Here is a 19,174-nt window from a genome sequence, read left to right as displayed (position 1 = left end):
TATTTAAGATTAAATATATATAATTCAGTCTTTATTTCATATATGCGGGAATAGCTCAGTGGTAGAGCACAACCTTGCCAAGGTTGGGGTCGCGAGTTCGAACCTCGTTTCCCGCTCCAGTTATTTTATATACTAAAGCCCAGGTGGCGGAAATGGTAGACGCAAGGGACTTAAAATCCCTCGGTAGTTTTTACCGTGCCGGTTCAAGTCCGGCCCTGGGCACCATAAGGTGATATAGCCAAGCGGTAAGGCATGGGCCTGCAAAGCCTTGATCCTCGGTTCAAATCCGAGTATCACCTCCAATAGGCTTTTTAGCATAAATTATCGCTTGTTTAATAATTTTCGGGAGATGGCTGAGTGGTCGAAAGCGGCGGTCTTGAAAACCGTTGAGGTGCAAGCCTCCAGGGGTTCGAATCCCTTTCTCCCGGCCACTTCATTTTTAACAATCTTTTTCATTTTATATTTTATTAAAATTAAGAATATTTTGTTTTAACTTTTAGCTCCTTCGTTAAAATAAAATATTCTTGAAAGATTTATTTTATTTATAGCAATTTGTGTATTTTGAGTTTAAGTAGGTTTAATTTCCTATTTCAAATTCTTTAAAATTTTCTTGGAAATAGGAATTAGAATATTTAAAGGCTTATTGTTAAATAAGAACATTCTTACTATTAAAAATCCCTTAATTTAAATTTTTTAAAAAATGTTTTTGATAGCTAACTTTAATATTTGATTTAATTCCGCTAAAAGACCATCGGAGCTAGGAGTGTTTGCAGTCTCTAAAAGCATATTTGGTATTAGAAGTAGAAATAAAATTAATATAATATGTTTATTTATCTTTAGGTTCTTTAATTCCCATTCGGTAACGCTAGGAATGATTTTTTGGCTTTTTCCAAGATTTCGCAAATCTACTTAAATCTATCTTCTGATGTGTTTTTGTAATCTTGTTTTTGTTCTTCATTTATTTTTCTCATTTTTGTTACATTTTTTATTTTAGCTTCTTCTAGGTATTTTTCATAATAATCAACTGATTTAACTTCATCACCACAGCCAACAAAAAACTAAATCGCCTACAACCATTAAACTTGATATTAAGTTGCTTTATTTTTAAAGAATTTGAAATAGGAATTTGAGTGTAATATATTTAAAGATTGCTGTAAGATAAAATTATATTATTAATAGTATTGTGATTAATTTCAATAATCATTTAAGCAAAATCACTTGCTTGATATTTTTTAATTAAGAATCTAAATTCCTATTTCAAATTCTTTGTGAATTTTAGGAGATTTACTCCTAAAATTTAATGCCAAATTGATTTACCAATAAACCATCAAGCATTCCATTATATTGCTCAATAAAGCCAAGCTCTCTTACAATTGTTAAAGCAAAATAAATTGATGTTATAGGTCCAGCACTCGTAATTATATTATCACGCACTACAACAGGCTCATTTAGTCTAGTTCCTTTAAGACCTTTTTCGCAACCTGGATAGCAAGTAAATTCATAGCTTAAAACCCCTGCATTATCTAATACAATAGGTGAAGCGCAAATTGCTGCTATTAATTTCTTTTGTGAATTAAGATTTTGTAATATAGATTTTATTTTCTCGCTATTTTTAAGATTTGTCATACCGCCAAATCCACCAGCTAAAGCAATCGCATCAATGCTATTTAAATCTACTTCGCTAAGCTTTACTTTAGCTTTTAAAACCATTTTTGTATCAAGCTCTACATTTAAATCATCTTCTAAACTAGCACAGATAATATTTAAATTAGCTCCGTATTGTTTAGCCCTTGATAAAACATCAATAATGCTAATTAACTCAATATCTTCAGCCCCATTTGCCATAGGAATTAAAATATTTTTCATAATCTCTCCTTTTTATCAAAATTAGTAAATATTTTAATTAAAATTAAGTAATTAATTGTTAATATTGATTTTCAAATTTTTTCAAAGGATGTTTATGGAATCAACGGTTCAAGATGTAAAAGCAGCGACAGCTGAAACTCTAAACAAAATGATTGATTTACAAGGTGCAGGTTTTGATTTTGAAGGTTTTGCACTTAAGTATGGATTTAAGATTTTAGGCTCAATTATTATTATTGTTTTAGCTTTAATTCTTATGAATATTGTTGGCAAGATTTTAAAAATTGCTTTAATGAAAGTAAGCACAGATGAAACGCTAACAAATTTCTTAGTTAAATTATCAAAAATCATTATTTTAGTTGTTGGTATCTTAGCAGCGCTTAATAATATAGGCGTAGATACAACTTCGTTTGTGGCTTTATTTACTGCGACTTCATTTGCAATATCTTTTGCATTTAAAGAAACACTTTCAAATATTGCAGCTGGTGTTTTAGTTATTGTTTTTAGACCTTTCAAGATTGGTGATTATGTAAAATTCGGTGCGGTTGAAGGTTTTGTAGCTGATATTAGCTTATTCTCGGTTACTCTTAGAATGCACGATAATACAAATATAATAGTTCCAAACTCTCAAGTAATTAGCAATAGTATTTATAACTATTCTCGTGAAAAAGTAAGGAGAATAGATTATTCAAAAACAATTGAACCATCAGCTTTATGCGAATTAAGAAAAGAAATTGAAAACACTTTAGGCTCAAATGAATTAATCTTAAAAGACCCAGCAATTTTTGTTGGTGTAAAAAGCGTAAATGATACAAATATTGAAGTTAGCGTTCAAATGTGGGTTAAAAACGAAAATTACGAAAGAGCGTCAATGCTTATTAATGAAGCTATGACAAAGGTGTTTATAAAATAATTTTTAAATTTACGAATAGGAATTTGAGTTTATAATTTAATCAAATTCCTATTTCAAATTCTTTTTTACAACCAACCTTTTTTCTTAAAAAATACAATAGGAATTATTGTTGAAATCACCATCAAACTAACAGCTATAAAATACCCATATTCCCATTTTAATTCAGGCATATTTTCAAAGTTCATTCCATAAATCGTGCCTATTAAAGTAGGCGGCATCATTGCAACGGTTACTATAGTAAAAAGCTTTATGATTTTGTTTTGTTCTATATCAATTTTACTTGTTAAAATCGTTTGAATATTGTCTAAAATCCCAAGTTGCGAAAGGCTAAATTCAATTAAAGAATTTAAATCTTTTAAAATAATATCAAGATTTTCTTTTATATGAGCGCTTATTTTATCGCTTTTAATTAGTGATGATAAGGTCTTTTTCTTCTCAAATAATGAATATCTAATCTGCATATTTAAATCTTGAAGATTTGAGATTTTGCTTAGATAAAAATCATAATCAAGCGATATATTTTGTGCTAAAATCTCAGCCTTTAACGCCCTTGATTCTTTATCAATCCACTCTAAAACATCGCCATCTTTATCCACTCTAATATCAAAAATCTCATTTAATATTTCATAACCGCTTTTATAATGAGTTGGATTTGCAAGTATTATATTTTCTACATTTATAAAGGTAGGAAGTTCTCTAGCCCTTATAGTAAATAATACTTTTTTGTTTAGTAAAAATGTAATTGTATCTTTTGTAGTTGTTGTGTTATCAAGAGCGTCTTTGTTTAAAAATACATTATTTATTGTGATAGTATCTTGCTCTTCCCAGTATCTTGCACTTTCTTCTATATTATACTTTTCATCATCATTTGGAAGCTTTAAATTAAAGTTGTTTTCAATGAAACTAATTTCATCTAAAGTAAAGTTAAATAAATCCACCCACAAAACATTTTCAGGGATTTTCTCATTAGTTTTGATTTCGTATTTTATAACGCTAGAATTTTCTTTACAATAAACAAAAATCATAAAAATCCTTTATAGTTTTTGCTTATTATATTAAAACTTCTTATGTTTTGAATATTTTAAACGGCTTAAAAGCCGTTTAGATTATAGAGTTTTGATGTATTTTGCTAACGCTTTAAAATCTTCATCTTTTAGATTTTTTACTTGTAATTGCATAGTTTTTTGTGATTTTCCGCCGAATGTTCCTGCTTTATAACCACTTAATGCTTCATAGATTTCTTGCTCGCTTAAAGTATTTATGATAATTTCAGCACCAGGAGCTAATTTTTCAGCTTTTTTTCCATGACAGGCAACGCATTTTTTAAATAAAGTTGCACCATCAACACTTAAAGCACTTTCAATATTCTTACTTGCATTATCAATGCTTGAAGTAATAGCTTGTGCTACATTATCTGCATTTTCTTTGATTGTGTTAGCTACTTCGTTTGTGCTTTCTTTTAAAGTATTTGCAACATTTTTTGAAGTTTCGCTAATATTTTCGCTCGCATTAGCTACTACTTGATTTATGATAGGCTCTGCTTTTTCTACGATAGGTGCAATGTTTTCAGTGATTTTGTTAGCTGCATCATCAACTGCATTATTTATCTTCTTAGCACCTTCATCTACAACTGATTTTACACTTTGTGTAACTTCTGATTTTACTTCTTCTTTTTTGCTATCATCACAGCCCATTAACATTAAAGCGCTTACAGCTGCTAAGCTTAGTAAAACTTTTTTCATAAGATCTCCTTAAAAATATTTTAGGACAAAATTTTATCATTATTAAATAATTGCAAAATTAAATAAAAAAATTAATTTTTATTATATAGTTTTTTATATTTTAAATTATAAAATTAAGATTTATAAAAGATTTTTTATTATATAATTTTTTATATTTTAAGGAGTTAGTATGAAAAAAGTATTATTAAGTTTAGTTCTTGCTTCAAATTTATTAGCAAGTAATTTAAACATAGCAGCAGCTGCAAACATAGCTTATCCATTAAATGAGCTAAAGAAAATTTTTGAAGATTTACACCCTGATATAAAGCTAAATATTAATTCGGGTGTAAGCGGTGCGTTTAATGCTCAGATTAAAAACGGCGCAGAATATGATGTATTTTTAGCTGCTAATATGGACTTTGCTAAAGATTTAGAAAATTTAGTAAATAATAAAGCAATCACCTATGCTAAAGGCAAGTTATTATTATTTTCAGCTAAAAAAACACCTAGTCTAGATGATTTAAAAACAGCATCTTGTATAGCAATCGCAAATCCAAAAACAGCACCTTACGGACAAGCTGCAAAAGAAGTTTTAGAAAAAGTGCCTAATAGCAAAAACATAATAACAGCAACCAATATTCAAGCAACCTTGCTACAAGCTACAAAAGCTTGTGATTATGCTTTTATTGCGGCTTCAAGTTTAGAACAATTAAAAGAATTAGGATATAGTGAAAAAAATATTTTAAAGCTTGATGATAATTTATACGAACCTATTTTACAAGGTATGATAATTACTAGCAAAAACCCTGATTCTAAGGTGTTTTTTGACTTTTTATTAAGCGATAAGTCAAAGGAAGTATTTAGTAAATATGGCTATGAATGAGCTTGTTTTAAAGCATAATTTTGATGATTTTAGTGTTGATGCGAAGATTTGTTTTAAAGACTCTGAAATCATCGCACTTTTTGGAGATAGTGGCAGTGGTAAAAGCACTATGTTAAAACTAATTGCAGGGCTTATTGATAAGCCTTTATTAGAAGATGTTGCTTTTTTGTTTCAAGACTGCACTTTATTTGAAAATTTTAATGTTTATGAAAATTTAGTTTTTACTAATACAAAAAGCCTATTTGATGATTTAAAATATAAATTTGGCAAATTACTTGATAGTAAAACTGCTAAATTTTATGATGAGTTATTAGAACTTGCTAATCTAAAAGAGCTTAAAAATAAACCCATTTCAAGCCTTAGTGGAGGGCAAAAGCAACGCTTAGCATTAATTTGTGCTTTGAGTAAAAACTCAAAATATATTTTATTAGACGAGCCTTTAAGTGCTTTAGATGATAGTAATAAATTAGCCCTAATTAAGCTAATTAAAAAAATTAATAAAGATTATAAAAGCACGATAATTTTTGTTTCGCATTCTTGTTTTGAGATAAATGCTCTTGCAAATAGGGTGTTTTTCGTAAAAAATGGTAGAATTGAAAAATGCCTAAATAAAGAAGAATTTTATTTAGAAAAAATCCAAAATAATGAGTTTTTATGCACGATTTAACGCCCATAATATTATCATTAAAACTATCTTTTATAACTACTTTAATATTATTTTTTATATGTTTATATCCTGCGTTTTATTTAAGTAGAAATGATTTTTTTGGCAAAAAAGTCTTACTTAGTGTGCTATCTTTGCCATTAGTATTGCCACCAACCGTTTTAGGATTTTATTTGTTAGTTTGCTTTAGTCCTAATAATTTTTTAGGCAAATTTTTAGCACAATTTGACATTAAATTAGTATTTAATTTCAAGGCATTGTTGATTGCATCTGTTATTTATTCTTTGCCTTTTATGTTTAATCCTATTTATAGTGCGTTTTCAAATTTGCCTGATAATTTATTTCATAGGGCGAAATTATTGCAAAAAACTAAAGCCAATCTTATTTTTCGCCTTTGTATACCTTTAATTAAGCCTAGCATAATTAGTGCTTGTGTTATGAGTTTTGCGCATACGATGGGAGAATTTGGGGTTGTGATGATGATAGGTGGGAGCGTAGAAGGCGAGACTAAAGTAGCTTCTATTGCTGTTTTTGAAGCGTTGGAAAATCTTGAGCTTAGCAAGGCAAATGAAATAAGCTTAATATTATTAGCTCTTTCTTTTGCGATACTTTTTATCTTACAATTCGTAAAACAAAAATAAAGAATTTGAATTAGGAACTAAGTATTTAAACTTTTACTAAATAAGGCATAAAATTTTAAAATCTTAACTCTTAGTATTCACTCGCATTATTATTACAAACTAGCAAATAAATTGCTAGTTTGTAATAATAGTCTCAAGAGTGGTTAAAACTAAATAAAAAGAATTTGAATTAGGAATTTGAATTTTATTAAATCATTAAATTATTTTTTAAACGAATTGCTGTGGTTTGCAATATTAATGCAAGTTAGTGTTAGAATGTTTTTATCTTTTTCGTAAATTAGCACCAAATCGTTTTTCACATGACAATCTCTATAACCTTTAAATCTACCTTGTAATGCATGGTCTTTATAAATCGGCTCTAAGACTTCATCATTTGCAAGGCGTTTGATAATATCTAGTGTTAGTTTTTTATCTTCTTTACTTAGTTTTTTAAAATCAGTTTTAAAGCCTTTTGATTTTAATATTTGATATTTACTCATAGTTTTTCCATCTCGGCCTTAAACTCTTCAAAACTCTGCCCTTTTATCTCCCCACGTAAATATGCAGCTTTTAATTCTTTTACTTCTTTTATAGAATCTAAAAATTCTTTACTATTATAAAAATCATCTAATTTATTTTTATTTTTCTTGATTTTTATAGGTTCATTAAATCCCTTTGCAATCTCCTTAAAAATCTTCAACATTTTTGGATTATCGTTCATAGTAATTGTTACATTCATATTCTACTCCTTTTGTAATCGTTATCTTATACTAATTATGCTTAAATTATCAAGTTTTAAAGAATTTAAAGTAGGAAATTGATTTTTAAAATTTAAAAAAGGGAGCGAGTGCTCCCCTTAGAATTATTGTAATAATCTTATTTGTTTTTACTACTGTAATAATCTCATTACGTTTTGTTGAACAGCGTTAGCTTGGCTCATTGCATAAACACCTGATTGAGCTAGTATTTGGTGCTTACTAAATGTAGCACTTTCTTCTGCAAAGTCAACATCTCTAATATTACTTTCAGCAGCTTTAACGTTTACTTGAGTAACTGAAATGTTATTTACAGTTGAAACAAGTTGGTTTTGAACAGAACCAAGGTCTGAACGAATTGCTTCAAGAGCTTTTTGAGCTGATTCAGCAATATTCATCATAGCTTGAGCACCTTTTAGTGTCATAACACCTGCTGCATATCCATTCTTATTGTCCGCAGTTTCACTTGCTTGCCAATCGTTTGAATTATAACCCATTGCATCTGCTGTTTCTTTATCAATCTTAGAGTTTGTTTCTCTTAATGAAACAGTTTTTTCGCTAACATTTTTATCATAACCAATAGTGCTAGTAATGTTTAATTTCTCAAAATCTCCATTGGCATTTATAATATCTCTACTTGCTTCTACAACTATGTCTTTACCGTTAGTTGATACAAGGCTAAGTCTTCCGAAGTTAGTTTTAGTATCGTTTGTAAGACCAATCATATCTTTAAGGCCTTCTCTATTTGGTTCGTTAATACCTTCTTTAAGACCTTTTAAGAATTGTTGCATAGCATGAGCTGCAATTGCGTTTTCACCATCAGCTGTATTCATAGTCTTACCTTTACCCATATCTACAATTTTCTGTAACGCTTCCATAGCTTTATCAATTCTATTATTAGCATCACTTATTGTCTGTGGGTTGTTACCAGCATCTTTAATTTCAGCTAATGCTGCAGAAGCTGCAATCATCTCTGGGCTAGCATTCGCTGTGTGGTTTTGGTTTACAGCAAGGTTTAAAGCACCTATAGCTTCAGCAGTAACATTTTGTAAATCTATTTCTCCATTAGTTGCAGCTAAAGCAGCAGCTTTACCTTTAGATGCACCGTCCCCTGCAATCCTTGCATCTAATTCATAGTGTGCTTTTTGAATATCTTCAAATGTATTTTTATCATTAAAGATTGAACCTGCTACGTTACCAGCAGGAGCGCCGTTACCCTGACCGTTACTTTGACCTGTTGTCCAACTTGCTTCTAATGCTAAGTCTATAACTTTTTGACCTTTATTAGCTGGAGTGTTTGCATCGTTTACATATAAAACATGCTTATCTGGATTATTAACACCTTGATTTGCAGCAATATCTAAGTTCTTATCCACCCCATCAGTTATCTTAATACCACGACCATCTCTATTATTTAATACAAGCCTACCCTTACTATCTACAGAAGCTTCTACTCCCGTTTGATCTTTAACTGAGTTAATAGCAGCTCTTAAAGCACCGTTACCATCTTTGTCTTTAACTTCAATTGAGCCAATAGTTACACCATTTATACTAAAGCCTTCAAATGTAGTTCCTGCTTTAATAGGTTGCTCGAATACACTCTCAACTGTAACAGAAGCTTTTACACCAGTTTTATCAGTAGCTTTGTTAATAGCTTCAACTAATGAACCTAAACCTTGTCCAGCACCAACTTTATTGCCATTAGTAATTTGTACAGGTTCAAATGTAAAGTCATTAATCCCATCTACGTTTTTAAATGTTAAATTAATCTTATCTCCTAATGCAAGGTCACTTTGTCTTACATTATGCCCAGTCTCAAACCTAGTTAAACCAATCTTATCACTTGTAGTTGCCCCAATACTAGCCTTAACAGTCTCATTTGAATAAGCACCAATTTGAAACTCCTTATTTGAAAACGTTCCAGATAGTAGCTTTTGACCGTTAAATGATGTAGTATTACCAATATTATCAAGCTCTTCCATAAGTCTTGAAATATCAGCTTGAAGCGCCTTTCTTGTCTCAGTTGTTTGACCATCTTGAGCTGATTGAATAGCTTTATTCTTAATAGTTTCAAGTATTTTAATTTGCTCATCCATAGCCTTATCAGCTGTTTGAATAATACCAATAGCATCATTAGCATTCATAATAGCCTTACCAAGTGAACTAGCTTGACTTCTTAAGCTATCTGCAATTGCCATACCTGAAGCATCATCAGCAGCACTATTAATTCTAAAACCTGAGTTTAGCTTTGAAAGTGAGCTATCAATAGCTCTATTGTTCATAGAAGCATTAGCGTGAGCGCTTAATGGTGGGGGAGTTTGATTAATTTAGATTTAATAAAATTAAAAAAAAGGAAAAAGATGAAAAAAATTACTTGTTTGGAAAAATTGCAAGATTTACAAAAATTAGAGCAAATTTATAATAATTTAAAGATAAATATTCTAAAAGAAAATCAATTTAATATAAATTACAATGAAATTAAGCTAAAAATATCAAAAGCAAATGATGAAGAATTAGCAAATATTTATGATAATTTAGAATATTTACAAATGAATTTTATGAATGAAATCACATATCTTGAAAAAATTATAAAGGATATAAAATGATAATTTATGGACTTAGCTATATTAAAAATCAATTTAATTCCGTGGAATTTGAAATAGGAATTAACGAAAACAAAATAAGTTGTATTGAATATAAAAACGAATATCTAGCTAAAAATAATATGAAAAAAGCTTTATTTTGCAATACTTTAAGTGAAGTATTAAAATCAAACGCGGCTTTGTGTGAATATATAATCCCAAATATTAATATTTTAACAGATAGCGTTTTGTTAGCTGAAAAATACTTGTTCGATAGCAAGATTTTAACCCTTGCAACTAACGATGAAGCTATTGTTAAGGCTGCTAATGTTGGTGTTGATTGTGTTTTGATAAAAGAATTTGATGAAAAATATAAAGAATATTTTATAGGCTAGAAAATCTAGCCTAATTATTATAAACCTTCAAATGGGTTTGTTACTACATTTTTGCGGTCGCATACATAAGGAATTAATGCAACTGCTCTTGCTCTTTTAATTGCAAGCTCAACCATTTCTTGGTGTTTCTTGCTTGTTCCTGTTAATCTTCTTGGCATTATTTTAAAGCGCTCTGATAAAGCGTGTTTTAATAATGCTGTATCTTTATAATCAATAAAATCAACTTTTGCTTCTGTAAATTTGCAATATTTTCTTGAATACTTTCTTTTTTCTGCCATGATTTATCCTTTAAAATGGTATCTCTTCATCATAAGAAGAGTTATAGTTATAATTGTTTCTTTCTTCAGCAAAATTGTTTTGTTTTTGATATGAATTATTCTCTCTTGAGAAATTATTTTGCTGATAATTATTTTGAGTAGGTCTAGCGTAGTTATTATTAGCTTGAACATTGTTTCTAGCAGCATTAGTTTCTTCAGGCTTATTATCAAGCATTTCCATATTTTCAACTACAAGTTGAATTTTTGAGCGATTTTGATTTGTCGCAGTATCAACCCAATTTTGTTGTTGTAAATAACCTTCTGCCATAAGTTTTGAGCCTTTTCTTAAATATTGCCCTACAATTTCTGCTAATCTATTATAAAAAACTACATCTATAAATAAAGTTTCTTCTATTCTTTCGCCTGTGTTTGAAGTTCTATATCTACTAACAGCAATAGCGTTATTTACTACCGCATTTCCAGTAGTGCTAATGGTTTTTATCTCAACATCTCTTACTAAACGACCTATTAGAATAACTTTATTCATTTTTTATCCTTTACTCTGCTGGAGTTTCAGCCTTTGCTTCTTTTTTATTTTCTTTTTTACCTAATCTTTTGCCTTGAGAAAGTATTTCCCACGCAGCGATTTCGCGTCTGTTTTCATATTTAACGATTAAAAATCTGATAATATCTTCAGTAATTTTTAAAACACGCTCAAGTTCTTTAATTAAAGCACCTGGAGCTTTGAAATATATTACATAATATACGCCACGCTCATATTTATCAATTTGGTAAGCTAATTTTCTAGCACCCATTTCAATAGTATTTGCAATTTCAGCACCATTTTTAACTAGAGTTTCTTTAACAAACTCAACTCTCGCCTTTAATTCTTCATCTGTTAGCGTTGGCTTTGCGATGAATAAAACCTCATAATGTCTCATGATTCTCCTTTTGGATATTAAGCCTAATTAAATTAAGCAAGGAATTTTGCATAAAGCAAGGCAAGATTTTAGCAATTTAAACTTAATATTTTATGAGTTTATTAAAAAATAAATCTTTAATAGATTTGAATACATAATTTCTTTTGAAGAATTATTGCTATCTAGCTTTATTTCATATTCAGCATCAAGTAAAATAGCAAAAATTTCTTCATAAAATTTAGATAATTTTCTAGCTTGATTTTCTAATTCAACGCAAACTTGCCTTGGTGGTGTATATCCAAAAGCAACTTTATAATCAATTCTGCCATTTATTTTAAGATTTGAGCTAATCGTAAATAATCTTAAAAGACTTGAATAAAGTTTATTAATTAGTGCAATTTCATCTTCGTTTTCTATGATTTTATAAATATATTCTTTTGGCTCTTTTGTATTTAAAAAATTTCTTAAAAAATCATCAAAACCTAAAGCATTATCAACTTCGCAATGCTCTTTTAAAGTATTTATATCAAGAATTTGATTTTGGTATTTTAAAAGCTCACAACCTGCTTTAAAAATATCAAATTCGTAATTTTTTTGAAGATATTGCAAGGCTATTTCATTTGTTTTTATATTGTAAAAATTCGCTACATCTTGTAATAAACTAATCTGCTCAAAGCTAGTTTTTTTATCAAAAAATCTAACAAAATTATTATTCATAACTAGCTCTAAATCTTTTAAAGCTTTTGTTTCATAAATAGCTAAAATTAGTCTATTTTCACTATTTACGCATTTTAAAATTTCTTTTAAATCCTTATTTGAAATTCCTTTTTCAAATTCCAATACGAGTAGTTTTGAATTTGAAAATAACGAGCTTTCTCCTAGAAAATTAATAGCTTTTTCCAATTTATAATCGCTATCTCTTAGGATTAATCTCTCATCGCTTTTATCAGCACTTTTTATTATTTCAAGATTTAAAAATATGCTTAATCTACAACTTCCATAGAGCATAAAAGCATTAGCTAATTTGTTTTTTATTTTGTTAAATTCTGCTTCATACATCTTTAACTATCCTAGCAAAAACCTTAGCGCTTATTAAATCTACTTCATAAATCTCAACCAAAACTCTAGAAAATAATGGCACATTTGGGTTTGCTATAAAAATTCTTGCACCCTTGAACTCATCATCTAAAATTCCTATCGTAATTTCTTCATTTTTTGTAATTTTTACATAAAATCTCTTGCCTATATTTTGATGAAAATACCTTGCATATACTCTATCACAAAAATCCATTGCAACCTTATCTGAAAGCCTTTCAAGAGAACTTACTTCAAAGCATTTATTTTCTAAATTAGTGCTTAAATATGAAAATAATTTATCATTTTTTTGCATAAGAGCTTTTAATAATCTATGCAAAATCAAATCCGAATATCTTCTAATAGGACTTGTAAAATGCGAGTATCTATCAAATCCTAAAGCAAAATGCCCAGCATTTTCATGTCCATATTCAGCTTTTTTCATAGAGCGAATTATGATTTTATCTACTTCTGCACGAATGTTTAATTCATCTGCTAAAGCTTGAATATTTTTAATATTTTCGTAAATATTTTCGCCACCACTAAACTCAATCCCTAAAAGCTGTAATTCTTCATACATAGCAGTGATTTTATTGTAATTAGGACTTCTGTGGTTTCTAAAAATCGCTAAATCAGGACACATTTTCGCAGCTGCTTTATTTGCTAAAAGCATACAATCTTCAATTAATTGATGAGACCTTGTTGATTGCTCGTAATATGTTTTTTTAATTTGCCAGTTTTCATCAATTTCCATTCTAAGCTCTTCGGTTAAGAAATTAAAGCCTTTATTTAGTCTATTATTTCTTAATTTTTGTGTAAGTTCATTTAGAGCGTAGATATAATTGCATTCTTTTAAATCAATTCTATTTTGAAAATATTCATCAACTTCATCATAATTAAATCTTCTTTTTGAATTAATTATTCCTTCAAAAATTTCTTCTTTTATTACTTTTGAGCTTTCAAAATATATTTTAAAACCAAAGCAAAGCCTATCCTCATTAGGATTTAGCGAACAAATTCCTTCACTTAAAACGCGTGGCAACATAGGAATGCTCTTGTGTGGAAAATATATACTAAATCCACGCTTTAAAGCTTCATTATCTAGTGCGCCAAAAGCTCTTACATACTCGCTAACATCGGCTATTGCTACATATAAAATCTCATTTTTTTCATCAAAATAAATAGCATCATCAAAATCTTTTGCATGAATAGGATCAATAGTGCAAAATGGCAAAGCTCTTAAATCAAGCCTATTTGGATAAAAGCTAATATCAACACTTCCAGCATAAGCATTTGCTTCATCTAAACAAGCTTTATCAAAAACTTCAACTCTATCATATAAAGCCATTGATATTTTTTCATCTACTTTGTTATCACTAATATGACCTAGCACTTCTACTACATTAGAGCTTGCATTATCAATTTTTAAAATTGTTCCAATAGGAAGTGCTTTAAGTGATTTTTGAGATACGCTAAGCTGTCTTAAAAGCCCTGTTTTAAAGCATTTACCAAATATCACATTTTTTAGCATTTGAGTAATAACTAAAGAAAATTCTTCTTCTCTTTTTAATACCAAAACAACTATTGCACTAGGGCGACCTTTTTTTACTTTATTTTTCTTAGCAATTACTATATCGCCGTATCTTGCTGAATGTAAATCTTTTGATCTTATGAGCAAATCACGCTCTAAAAAAGAGGCTTGTAAAAAGCCATCTCCTTTTGAGTTTATATCCATTTTGCCATAATAAAATCCATTGTTAAAATAGATTTTATTATTGTATTCGCTTACGATTTTTTCTGTTAATAAGACTTTTATTAGTTCTTTTTGCTTTGAATTAGCTTCTAATTTATTAAAACCTTGTCTAATATTTTCTAAGAATTCAAGCATCTTGTTCTACTACTTTAATAGCTTCTATTAATTTATCCCCTAATAATCCATTATTTTTAGCATCTAAGATACATTGAACCATTATTTCTTCATTAAAAATTCCAAAAATATTTACTAAGTTTGAAACGATATTTAAAGCAACTGCATTGTTTCTTATATCATTACTTGCTTTTTCTGGAGTTACGCTATAAAAAATAGCATCAATCATATCAACTTCAAGATTCCATTTATCAAAAATCATAGAAGTTACTTCTTCACTACTCATTCCCAAAAATTGTTTTTCATACTCGCTTAATTCTCTTATGTTTTTAAGTTCGCTTAAGCCTTGTTTAAATTCATTAGCTTTATTAGTTTCTATTAGTTCAGCAGATATTATAATTTTTCCAATTTCTAGCAAAAACGAAGCAGGAATTACAACTTTTTTTACATCATCACTACCTTTGCTTAGCCAGTTTATTGCTAGTGAATTTTGCATTGTTGAGATTTTTGCAAATTTTGCTTCGTCCATATTGTATGCACTTAAATTAATCTTAAACGAATTTTTTACTGCTGCATTTAAAGCAAAACCTTTAATTGTTGTCATTCCAAATAAATTAACAGCTCTATCAACACTACTAATTTCTCTTGAAAATCCATAAAGCGGGGAATTTGCTGATTTAAGGATATTTGCAGTAAGCATTGGGTCTTTTTCTACTACTTTTGCTAAGTCTTTTAAAGACGCACCTTCATCATTGCAAATTCTTTGAATTTCTAGTGTGCTTTCATTGAGTGGAGGTAGGCTTTTTATTCTTTTACTAATAAAATCTTGCATAACAAACCTTTTTTGAGTAAATAAAATTTGATAATTTTTTATTAGATTGTAACTAAAATAGTTATAATTTGCTTAATTAAATCAAAAGAAAAGGAAAAATTATGGCAGTAAATGTTTATTATGATCGTGATTGCGATTTAAGCTTAATTAAGTCTAAAGTAGTAGCGATTATTGGTTTTGGTTCTCAAGGACACGCACACGCAGAAAACTTAAGAGATAGTGGTGTAAAAGTTATTATTGGTCTTAGAGATGGAAGCTCAGCAAACAAAGCTCGTGCAAAGAATTTTGAAGTTTTAAGCGTTGCTGATGCAACTAAAAAAGCTGATGTTATTATGATTTTAACTCCTGATGAGTTCCAAGCACAAATCTTTAACTCAGAAATCAAGCCAAACCTAAGCGAAGGTAAAGCAATAGCATTTGCTCATGGTTTTAATGTTCATTACGGACAAATTGTTGCACCTAAAGGCGTTGATGTTATTATGATTGCACCTAAAGCTCCAGGTCATACCGTAAGAAACGAATTCGTAAATGGTGGCGGTGTTCCTGATTTAATCGCAGTTGCACAAAACGAAAGTGGTAACGCAAAAGCTCTAGCACTAAGCTATGCAAGTGCAATCGGTGGCGGACGCACAGCTATAATTGAAACTACATTTAAAGATGAAACAGAAACAGACCTTTTCGGTGAGCAAGCAGTTCTTTGTGGTGGCTTGACTGCACTTATTGAAGCTGGATTTAATACTCTAGTAGAAGCTGGATATGAGCCTGAAATGGCATATTTTGAGTGCTTACACGAAATGAAATTAATCGTTGATTTAATGTATCAAGGCGGTATTGCTGATATGAGATATTCTATTTCAAATACAGCTGAATACGGCGATTATATTACAGGTGAAAAAGTTATCACCGAAGAGAGCAAAAAAGCTATGAAAAAGGTATTAAAAGACATTCAAGATGGCACATTTGCAAAAGATTTCATCCTTGAAAGCCGTGCAAATTATCCTAAGATGAATGCAAGACGCAATATTACTAAAAACAGCCTTTTAGAGCAAACTGGCGTTAAATTACGCAAAATGATGCCTTGGATTGAAAAGAGCAAATTAGTTCAACAAGACAAAAATTAATGGCTAAAAAAAAGCAAAAAAGCAAAGCTAATTCTAGCTTTGCTACTTATCTTAAAATCATATTCGCATTTTTAATAATCATAGGAATAGGACTTTTAACATACTTAAACCTAAACGAAAATAAAGAAACAAATAAAAGTTTAAAAACTGAAATAACAAAAACAATAAAACCAAAAAATGATGAAAAAAACATTGTAAATGCCATTTATAAAGCCCCTAAAAATCAAAATGAAGAAAAGAATTTAAAACAGGAATTTAGCGAGATTTTTGCTAATCTTGATATAAATAAAAATGATGATAATTGCAAAATAACAAGCGTAAATTGCTTTGAAACAAAAGAGTATTCAGCCTTTGGAAAAGACACAAAGGCAACAAATATAAAAGCAAAATTAGCAATAATTATTGATGATGTAGCGACAAGGCAAGAAAGCGATGAAATAAAAGCAATTATTAAAAGTGGTAAAAAAATCACACCTAGCTTTTTTCCAAACACTAATAATCATCCTAATACAAATGATTTTGCTAAAGAATTTAGCCATTACATGATACATTTGCCACTTCGTGCTGTAAGTTTTAGTAAAGAAGAGCCGCTTACTCTAACGCCACAAGATGATTATAAAAACATAGAAAATAGAATAAAAAATATAAAAATAGCTTTCCCTAATTTAAAGTTTTTAAACAATCACACAGGCTCAGCCTTTACAAGTGATGAAGATGCTATGAGAAGACTTTTTAAAGCACTTAAAAAATACGATTTGATTTTCGTAGATTCAAGAACAATTGCAAGCACAAAAGCACCAGTATTAGCTAAAGAATTTAAGCAAAATTACATTCATAGAAATATATTCTTAGATAATTCACAAAATCTATCAGATATTAATAAAAAGCTTGATGAAGCAGTGCAATTTGCATTAAAAAATAAGCGTGCAATAGCAATAGCGCATCCACACAAAAACAGCCTAAAAGCAATTAGCGAATATGATTTTTCTAAAGTTGAGTTAGTTTATATAGATGATATCTACAACGATTATAAATGAGTTTAAAACTCTTGCAAAGCCACCTAAAACTATTTACTATAAAGGAAATTTAAGCCTACTAAATAAGCCAAAAATAAGCATAGTAGGTTCAAGAAAAATGAGCGTATATACCAAAAACGCAACCTTTATGCTAAGCAAAAAGCTAAGTAATGCAGGATTTTGCATAGTAAGCGGTGGAGCAATCGGCGTAGATATTGAAAGTGCAAAAGCAAGTATGCCTTATCATATAGGTATATTTGCAAATGGACTTAATGAAATATATCCAAAAAGTAATGAGCAAATCATAAAACAAATTTATGAAAACGCCCTTGCATTAAGCGAAAACGAGCCAAACCATATCCCACAAAAATATGACTTTTTGACTAGAAATCGCCTTGTGGTTGCTCTAAGTGACATTTTAATAATCGCTCAAGCAGATATTAAAAGTGGCTCGCTAAACTCAGCAAAACACGCACTAGAACTTAATAAAGATATTTTTGTATTAGCTCAAAGAATAGGAGAAAGCGATGGCACAAATGAGCTAATCGCAAACTATAAGGCTAAAATTATTTATGATATTGATATATTTGTTGATGAGATGAAAGAGCGTTTTAAAACTCAAAACACCTACACTCCACATTATGATGAGTTTTTAGAATTTTGTAAAAACGGAGCAAATCTTGATGAAGCTTTAGAGCGATACGGCGAATTAGTATATGATTATGAGCTTGATGGTAAGGTTGTAATTGATGGAGTATTAATTAGGAGCGTATAATGGAAAATATCTTAGCACTTGATTTAGGACTTAAACGAATTGGAGTTGCACTTAGTATAATGGGGATTCCTATGCCTCAACCTGCCATTATTAGAATAAATCGCAATCAAGCTGCCGTTGCAGTAAAAGAGCTAATAAAAAAGCACAAAATTACAAAAATTGTAATAGGCATTCCTATGGGTGGTAGTGCTGAAGATGAGATGAGAAGAAGGGTAGAACACTTTTCAAAATTAATTGAATTTAGCAATATAGCTTATCACGATGAGAGTTTTACAAGCAAGCAAGCTGCAAAAATCATTAGTAGCAAGAAAAAAGATGGCAAACAAGATAGCATTGCAGCATTTTTACTACTGAAAGACTATTTAGGAATGTAGTGAAAAAGCTTGTATTTTTGCTTAGCTTTAAGTTTTTATTAGCAAGTGATTATGATTTAGGATTTGAGATTTTTAAAAATATTGATTTTACTAAAGAGCATGTTGAATACGAAAATGATTTAAAAAAGGTTTATGATTTATGGTCTAAGGCTTGTAAGGATAAAAATATTCAAGCTTGTTATGATTTAGGTTATTTGTATGAGAGTGGAATAGGAACTAAACAAGATTACAAAAAAGCCATAAATCTTTATGCCAAAGCTTGTGAAAATAAGCTTTATGAAGCTTGTTGTTCTCTAGGTTTTATGAATGCTTACGGCATAGGAACTAAGCAAAATACAAAAAAGGCTACTAAGTTTTATAAGATTGCATGTGAAAATAATTATGCTCTAGCTTGCTATTTTTTAGCAAGTTTAAAGCAAGGCAAAGTTGCTTTAAAATATTTAAAAAAAGCTTGTGATTTAGGCGATTTAAAAGCTTGTGAGAAATTAAAATAATTTAAGATTTTAGCAGCATTTATTGTTTAAAATCATTTAAGAATTTGA

General features: G+C 29.5%; 23 protein-coding genes and 4 tRNA genes. 15 read left to right on the top strand and 12 right to left on the bottom strand.

Features of this window, described 5'->3' with window-relative positions:
• Positions 1-44 precede the first annotated feature (44 nt).
• The 4 genes from AVANS_RS09270 to AVANS_RS09255 all read left to right on the top strand — a co-directional run bounded on the left by AVANS_RS09270 (position 45) and on the right by AVANS_RS09255 (position 431).
• A tRNA-Gly gene (locus AVANS_RS09270) sits at positions 45-119 on the top strand.
• 18 nt (positions 120-137) lie between these two features.
• A tRNA-Leu gene (locus tag AVANS_RS09265) sits at positions 138-225 on the top strand.
• Between the two features lie 3 nt (positions 226-228).
• A tRNA-Cys gene (locus AVANS_RS09260) sits at positions 229-302 on the top strand.
• A gap of 41 nt (positions 303-343) precedes the next feature.
• Positions 344-431: transfer RNA gene (locus AVANS_RS09255), tRNA-Ser, on the top strand.
• 859 nt (positions 432-1,290) lie between these two features.
• Here AVANS_RS09255 and AVANS_RS09250 read toward each other — a convergent pair.
• Positions 1,291-1,869 (bottom strand): DJ-1 family glyoxalase III, encoded by a 579-nt coding sequence (locus AVANS_RS09250; protein ID WP_239818553.1) that lies wholly within the window; start codon positions 1,867-1,869, stop codon positions 1,291-1,293.
• 91 nt (positions 1,870-1,960) lie between these two features.
• Between AVANS_RS09250 and AVANS_RS09245 the strand changes: the two genes are divergently transcribed.
• Positions 1,961-2,776 carry a mechanosensitive ion channel family protein gene (locus AVANS_RS09245; protein WP_239817590.1) on the top strand — a complete coding sequence of 272 codons (816 nt, stop codon included), beginning with the start codon at positions 1,961-1,963 and terminating at the stop codon, positions 2,774-2,776.
• A gap of 65 nt (positions 2,777-2,841) precedes the next feature.
• On the opposite strand, the gene corA is transcribed toward AVANS_RS09245, so the two are convergent.
• Together corA and AVANS_RS09235 are read right to left on the bottom strand one after the other, a co-directional pair.
• Positions 2,842-3,801, bottom strand: a complete 960-nt coding sequence (gene corA, locus AVANS_RS09240) for a magnesium/cobalt transporter CorA (protein WP_239817589.1) — start codon at positions 3,799-3,801, stop codon at positions 2,842-2,844.
• 81 nt (positions 3,802-3,882) lie between these two features.
• On the bottom strand, positions 3,883-4,518 hold the full coding sequence (locus AVANS_RS09235) for a c-type cytochrome (RefSeq protein ID WP_239817588.1): 636 nt from the start codon (positions 4,516-4,518) through the stop codon (positions 3,883-3,885).
• Between the two features lie 169 nt (positions 4,519-4,687).
• On the opposite strand from AVANS_RS09235, the gene modA reads away from it, so the two are divergent.
• From modA to modB, 3 genes are read left to right on the top strand one after another with little or no spacing between them, the layout of a single operon-like run.
• Positions 4,688-5,380: a molybdate ABC transporter substrate-binding protein gene (gene modA, locus AVANS_RS09230; protein WP_239817587.1), complete on the top strand. Its 693-nt coding sequence runs from the start codon at positions 4,688-4,690 to the stop codon at positions 5,378-5,380.
• Positions 5,367-6,047: an ATP-binding cassette domain-containing protein gene (locus AVANS_RS09225; protein WP_239817586.1), complete on the top strand. Its 681-nt coding sequence runs from the start codon at positions 5,367-5,369 to the stop codon at positions 6,045-6,047. The genes modA and AVANS_RS09225 overlap by 14 nt, the downstream gene beginning before the upstream one ends.
• Positions 6,035-6,685, top strand: a complete 651-nt coding sequence (gene modB / locus AVANS_RS09220) for a molybdate ABC transporter permease subunit (protein WP_239817585.1) — start codon at positions 6,035-6,037, stop codon at positions 6,683-6,685. Before AVANS_RS09225 ends, modB begins: the two co-directional genes overlap by 13 nt.
• Before the next feature lie 200 nt (positions 6,686-6,885).
• Here modB and AVANS_RS09215 read toward each other — a convergent pair whose 3' ends face one another.
• The 3 genes from AVANS_RS09215 to AVANS_RS09205 form a co-directional block, all read right to left on the bottom strand.
• Positions 6,886-7,164 (bottom strand): type II toxin-antitoxin system YafQ family toxin, encoded by a 279-nt coding sequence (locus AVANS_RS09215; RefSeq protein ID WP_239817584.1) that lies wholly within the window; start codon positions 7,162-7,164, stop codon positions 6,886-6,888.
• The gene (locus AVANS_RS09210) at positions 7,161-7,403 is read right to left on the bottom strand and encodes a hypothetical protein (protein ID WP_239817583.1); all 243 of its coding nucleotides are present in this window, start codon (positions 7,401-7,403) and stop codon (positions 7,161-7,163) included. The genes AVANS_RS09215 and AVANS_RS09210 overlap by 4 nt, the downstream gene beginning before the upstream one ends.
• A gap of 150 nt (positions 7,404-7,553) precedes the next feature.
• Positions 7,554-9,746 carry a flagellin gene (locus AVANS_RS09205; protein WP_275583466.1) on the bottom strand — a complete coding sequence of 731 codons (2,193 nt, stop codon included), beginning with the start codon at positions 9,744-9,746 and terminating at the stop codon, positions 7,554-7,556.
• A gap of 33 nt (positions 9,747-9,779) precedes the next feature.
• Between AVANS_RS09205 and AVANS_RS09200 the strand changes: the two genes are divergently transcribed.
• Both AVANS_RS09200 and AVANS_RS09195 read left to right on the top strand, forming a co-directional pair.
• Positions 9,780-10,025, top strand: coding sequence for a hypothetical protein (locus tag AVANS_RS09200; protein WP_239817581.1), 246 nt, complete (start codon positions 9,780-9,782; stop codon positions 10,023-10,025).
• Positions 10,022-10,396, top strand: coding sequence for a hypothetical protein (locus AVANS_RS09195; RefSeq protein WP_239817580.1), 375 nt, complete (start codon positions 10,022-10,024; stop codon positions 10,394-10,396). Before AVANS_RS09200 ends, AVANS_RS09195 begins: the two co-directional genes overlap by 4 nt.
• A 17-nt stretch (positions 10,397-10,413) precedes the next feature.
• On the opposite strand, the gene rpsR is transcribed toward AVANS_RS09195, so the two are convergent.
• The 6 genes from rpsR to AVANS_RS09165 all read right to left on the bottom strand — a co-directional run bounded on the left by rpsR (position 10,414) and on the right by AVANS_RS09165 (position 15,346).
• A complete protein-coding gene (gene rpsR, locus AVANS_RS09190) occupies positions 10,414-10,674 on the bottom strand; it encodes a 30S ribosomal protein S18 (RefSeq protein WP_214116366.1) in 261 nt (86 codons plus the stop codon).
• 10 nt (positions 10,675-10,684) lie between these two features.
• Entirely contained in the window at positions 10,685-11,200 is a 516-nt protein-coding gene (ssb, locus tag AVANS_RS09185) for a single-stranded DNA-binding protein (RefSeq protein ID WP_239817579.1), read from the bottom strand.
• A 10-nt stretch (positions 11,201-11,210) separates the two neighbouring features.
• Positions 11,211-11,594 (bottom strand): 30S ribosomal protein S6, encoded by a 384-nt coding sequence (rpsF, locus tag AVANS_RS09180; RefSeq protein WP_239817578.1) that lies wholly within the window; start codon positions 11,592-11,594, stop codon positions 11,211-11,213.
• A 90-nt stretch (positions 11,595-11,684) separates the two neighbouring features.
• The gene (locus AVANS_RS09175) at positions 11,685-12,632 is read right to left on the bottom strand and encodes a hypothetical protein (protein WP_239817577.1); all 948 of its coding nucleotides are present in this window, start codon (positions 12,630-12,632) and stop codon (positions 11,685-11,687) included.
• The gene (locus AVANS_RS09170; protein ID WP_239817576.1) at positions 12,625-14,535 is read right to left on the bottom strand and encodes a ribonuclease R family protein; all 1,911 of its coding nucleotides are present in this window, start codon (positions 14,533-14,535) and stop codon (positions 12,625-12,627) included. Before AVANS_RS09170 ends, AVANS_RS09175 begins: the two co-directional genes overlap by 8 nt.
• Positions 14,528-15,346, bottom strand: coding sequence for an HDOD domain-containing protein (locus AVANS_RS09165; protein ID WP_239817575.1), 819 nt, complete (start codon positions 15,344-15,346; stop codon positions 14,528-14,530). The genes AVANS_RS09170 and AVANS_RS09165 overlap by 8 nt, the downstream gene beginning before the upstream one ends.
• A 101-nt stretch (positions 15,347-15,447) precedes the next feature.
• Between AVANS_RS09165 and ilvC the strand changes: the two genes are divergently transcribed.
• From ilvC to AVANS_RS09140, 5 genes are read left to right on the top strand one after another with little or no spacing between them, the layout of a single operon-like run.
• Entirely contained in the window at positions 15,448-16,467 is a 1,020-nt protein-coding gene (ilvC, locus tag AVANS_RS09160) for a ketol-acid reductoisomerase (protein WP_239817574.1), read from the top strand.
• Positions 16,467-17,504 carry a divergent polysaccharide deacetylase family protein gene (locus AVANS_RS09155; RefSeq protein ID WP_239817573.1) on the top strand — a complete coding sequence of 346 codons (1,038 nt, stop codon included), beginning with the start codon at positions 16,467-16,469 and terminating at the stop codon, positions 17,502-17,504. The genes ilvC and AVANS_RS09155 overlap by 1 nt, the downstream gene beginning before the upstream one ends.
• Positions 17,479-18,258: a DNA-processing protein DprA gene (locus AVANS_RS09150; RefSeq protein ID WP_239817572.1), complete on the top strand. Its 780-nt coding sequence runs from the start codon at positions 17,479-17,481 to the stop codon at positions 18,256-18,258. The genes AVANS_RS09155 and AVANS_RS09150 overlap by 26 nt, the downstream gene beginning before the upstream one ends.
• The gene (gene ruvX / locus AVANS_RS09145) at positions 18,258-18,632 is read left to right on the top strand and encodes a Holliday junction resolvase RuvX (RefSeq protein ID WP_239817571.1); all 375 of its coding nucleotides are present in this window, start codon (positions 18,258-18,260) and stop codon (positions 18,630-18,632) included. Before AVANS_RS09150 ends, ruvX begins: the two co-directional genes overlap by 1 nt.
• Positions 18,632-19,126: a tetratricopeptide repeat protein gene (locus tag AVANS_RS09140; protein WP_239817570.1), complete on the top strand. Its 495-nt coding sequence runs from the start codon at positions 18,632-18,634 to the stop codon at positions 19,124-19,126. The genes ruvX and AVANS_RS09140 overlap by 1 nt, the downstream gene beginning before the upstream one ends.
• Positions 19,127-19,174 lie beyond the last annotated feature (48 nt).

Source organism: Campylobacter sp. RM5004 (genome assembly GCF_022369455.1).
Classification (GTDB): domain Bacteria; phylum Campylobacterota; class Campylobacteria; order Campylobacterales; family Campylobacteraceae; genus Campylobacter_E.
This window is presented reverse-complemented; position numbering and strand designations above follow the sequence as displayed.

Excerpts from the sequence above, each read along its gene's own strand:
- AVANS_RS09245 (WP_239817590.1), top strand. The coding sequence starts at position 1,961 with ATGGAATCAACGGTTCAAGATGTAAAAGCAGCGACAGCTGAAACTCTA.
- corA (WP_239817589.1), bottom strand. The coding sequence starts at position 3,801 with ATGATTTTTGTTTATTGTAAAGAAAATTCTAGCGTTATAAAATACGAA.
- AVANS_RS09235 (WP_239817588.1), bottom strand. The coding sequence starts at position 4,518 with ATGAAAAAAGTTTTACTAAGCTTAGCAGCTGTAAGCGCTTTAATGTTA.
- modA (WP_239817587.1), top strand. The coding sequence starts at position 4,688 with ATGAAAAAAGTATTATTAAGTTTAGTTCTTGCTTCAAATTTATTAGCA.
- AVANS_RS09225 (WP_239817586.1), top strand. The coding sequence starts at position 5,367 with ATGGCTATGAATGAGCTTGTTTTAAAGCATAATTTTGATGATTTTAGT.
- modB (WP_239817585.1), top strand. The coding sequence starts at position 6,035 with ATGCACGATTTAACGCCCATAATATTATCATTAAAACTATCTTTTATA.
- AVANS_RS09215 (WP_239817584.1), bottom strand. The coding sequence starts at position 7,164 with ATGAGTAAATATCAAATATTAAAATCAAAAGGCTTTAAAACTGATTTT.
- AVANS_RS09210 (WP_239817583.1), bottom strand. The coding sequence starts at position 7,403 with ATGAATGTAACAATTACTATGAACGATAATCCAAAAATGTTGAAGATT.
- AVANS_RS09200 (WP_239817581.1), top strand. The coding sequence starts at position 9,780 with ATGAAAAAAATTACTTGTTTGGAAAAATTGCAAGATTTACAAAAATTA.
- AVANS_RS09195 (WP_239817580.1), top strand. The coding sequence starts at position 10,022 with ATGATAATTTATGGACTTAGCTATATTAAAAATCAATTTAATTCCGTG.
- rpsR (WP_214116366.1), bottom strand. The coding sequence starts at position 10,674 with ATGGCAGAAAAAAGAAAGTATTCAAGAAAATATTGCAAATTTACAGAA.
- ssb (WP_239817579.1), bottom strand. The coding sequence starts at position 11,200 with ATGAATAAAGTTATTCTAATAGGTCGTTTAGTAAGAGATGTTGAGATA.
- rpsF (WP_239817578.1), bottom strand. The coding sequence starts at position 11,594 with ATGAGACATTATGAGGTTTTATTCATCGCAAAGCCAACGCTAACAGAT.
- AVANS_RS09175 (WP_239817577.1), bottom strand. The coding sequence starts at position 12,632 with ATGTATGAAGCAGAATTTAACAAAATAAAAAACAAATTAGCTAATGCT.
- AVANS_RS09170 (WP_239817576.1), bottom strand. The coding sequence starts at position 14,535 with ATGCTTGAATTCTTAGAAAATATTAGACAAGGTTTTAATAAATTAGAA.
- AVANS_RS09165 (WP_239817575.1), bottom strand. The coding sequence starts at position 15,346 with ATGCAAGATTTTATTAGTAAAAGAATAAAAAGCCTACCTCCACTCAAT.
- ilvC (WP_239817574.1), top strand. The coding sequence starts at position 15,448 with ATGGCAGTAAATGTTTATTATGATCGTGATTGCGATTTAAGCTTAATT.
- AVANS_RS09155 (WP_239817573.1), top strand. The coding sequence starts at position 16,467 with ATGGCTAAAAAAAAGCAAAAAAGCAAAGCTAATTCTAGCTTTGCTACT.
- AVANS_RS09150 (WP_239817572.1), top strand. The coding sequence starts at position 17,479 with ATGATATCTACAACGATTATAAATGAGTTTAAAACTCTTGCAAAGCCA.
- ruvX (WP_239817571.1), top strand. The coding sequence starts at position 18,258 with ATGGAAAATATCTTAGCACTTGATTTAGGACTTAAACGAATTGGAGTT.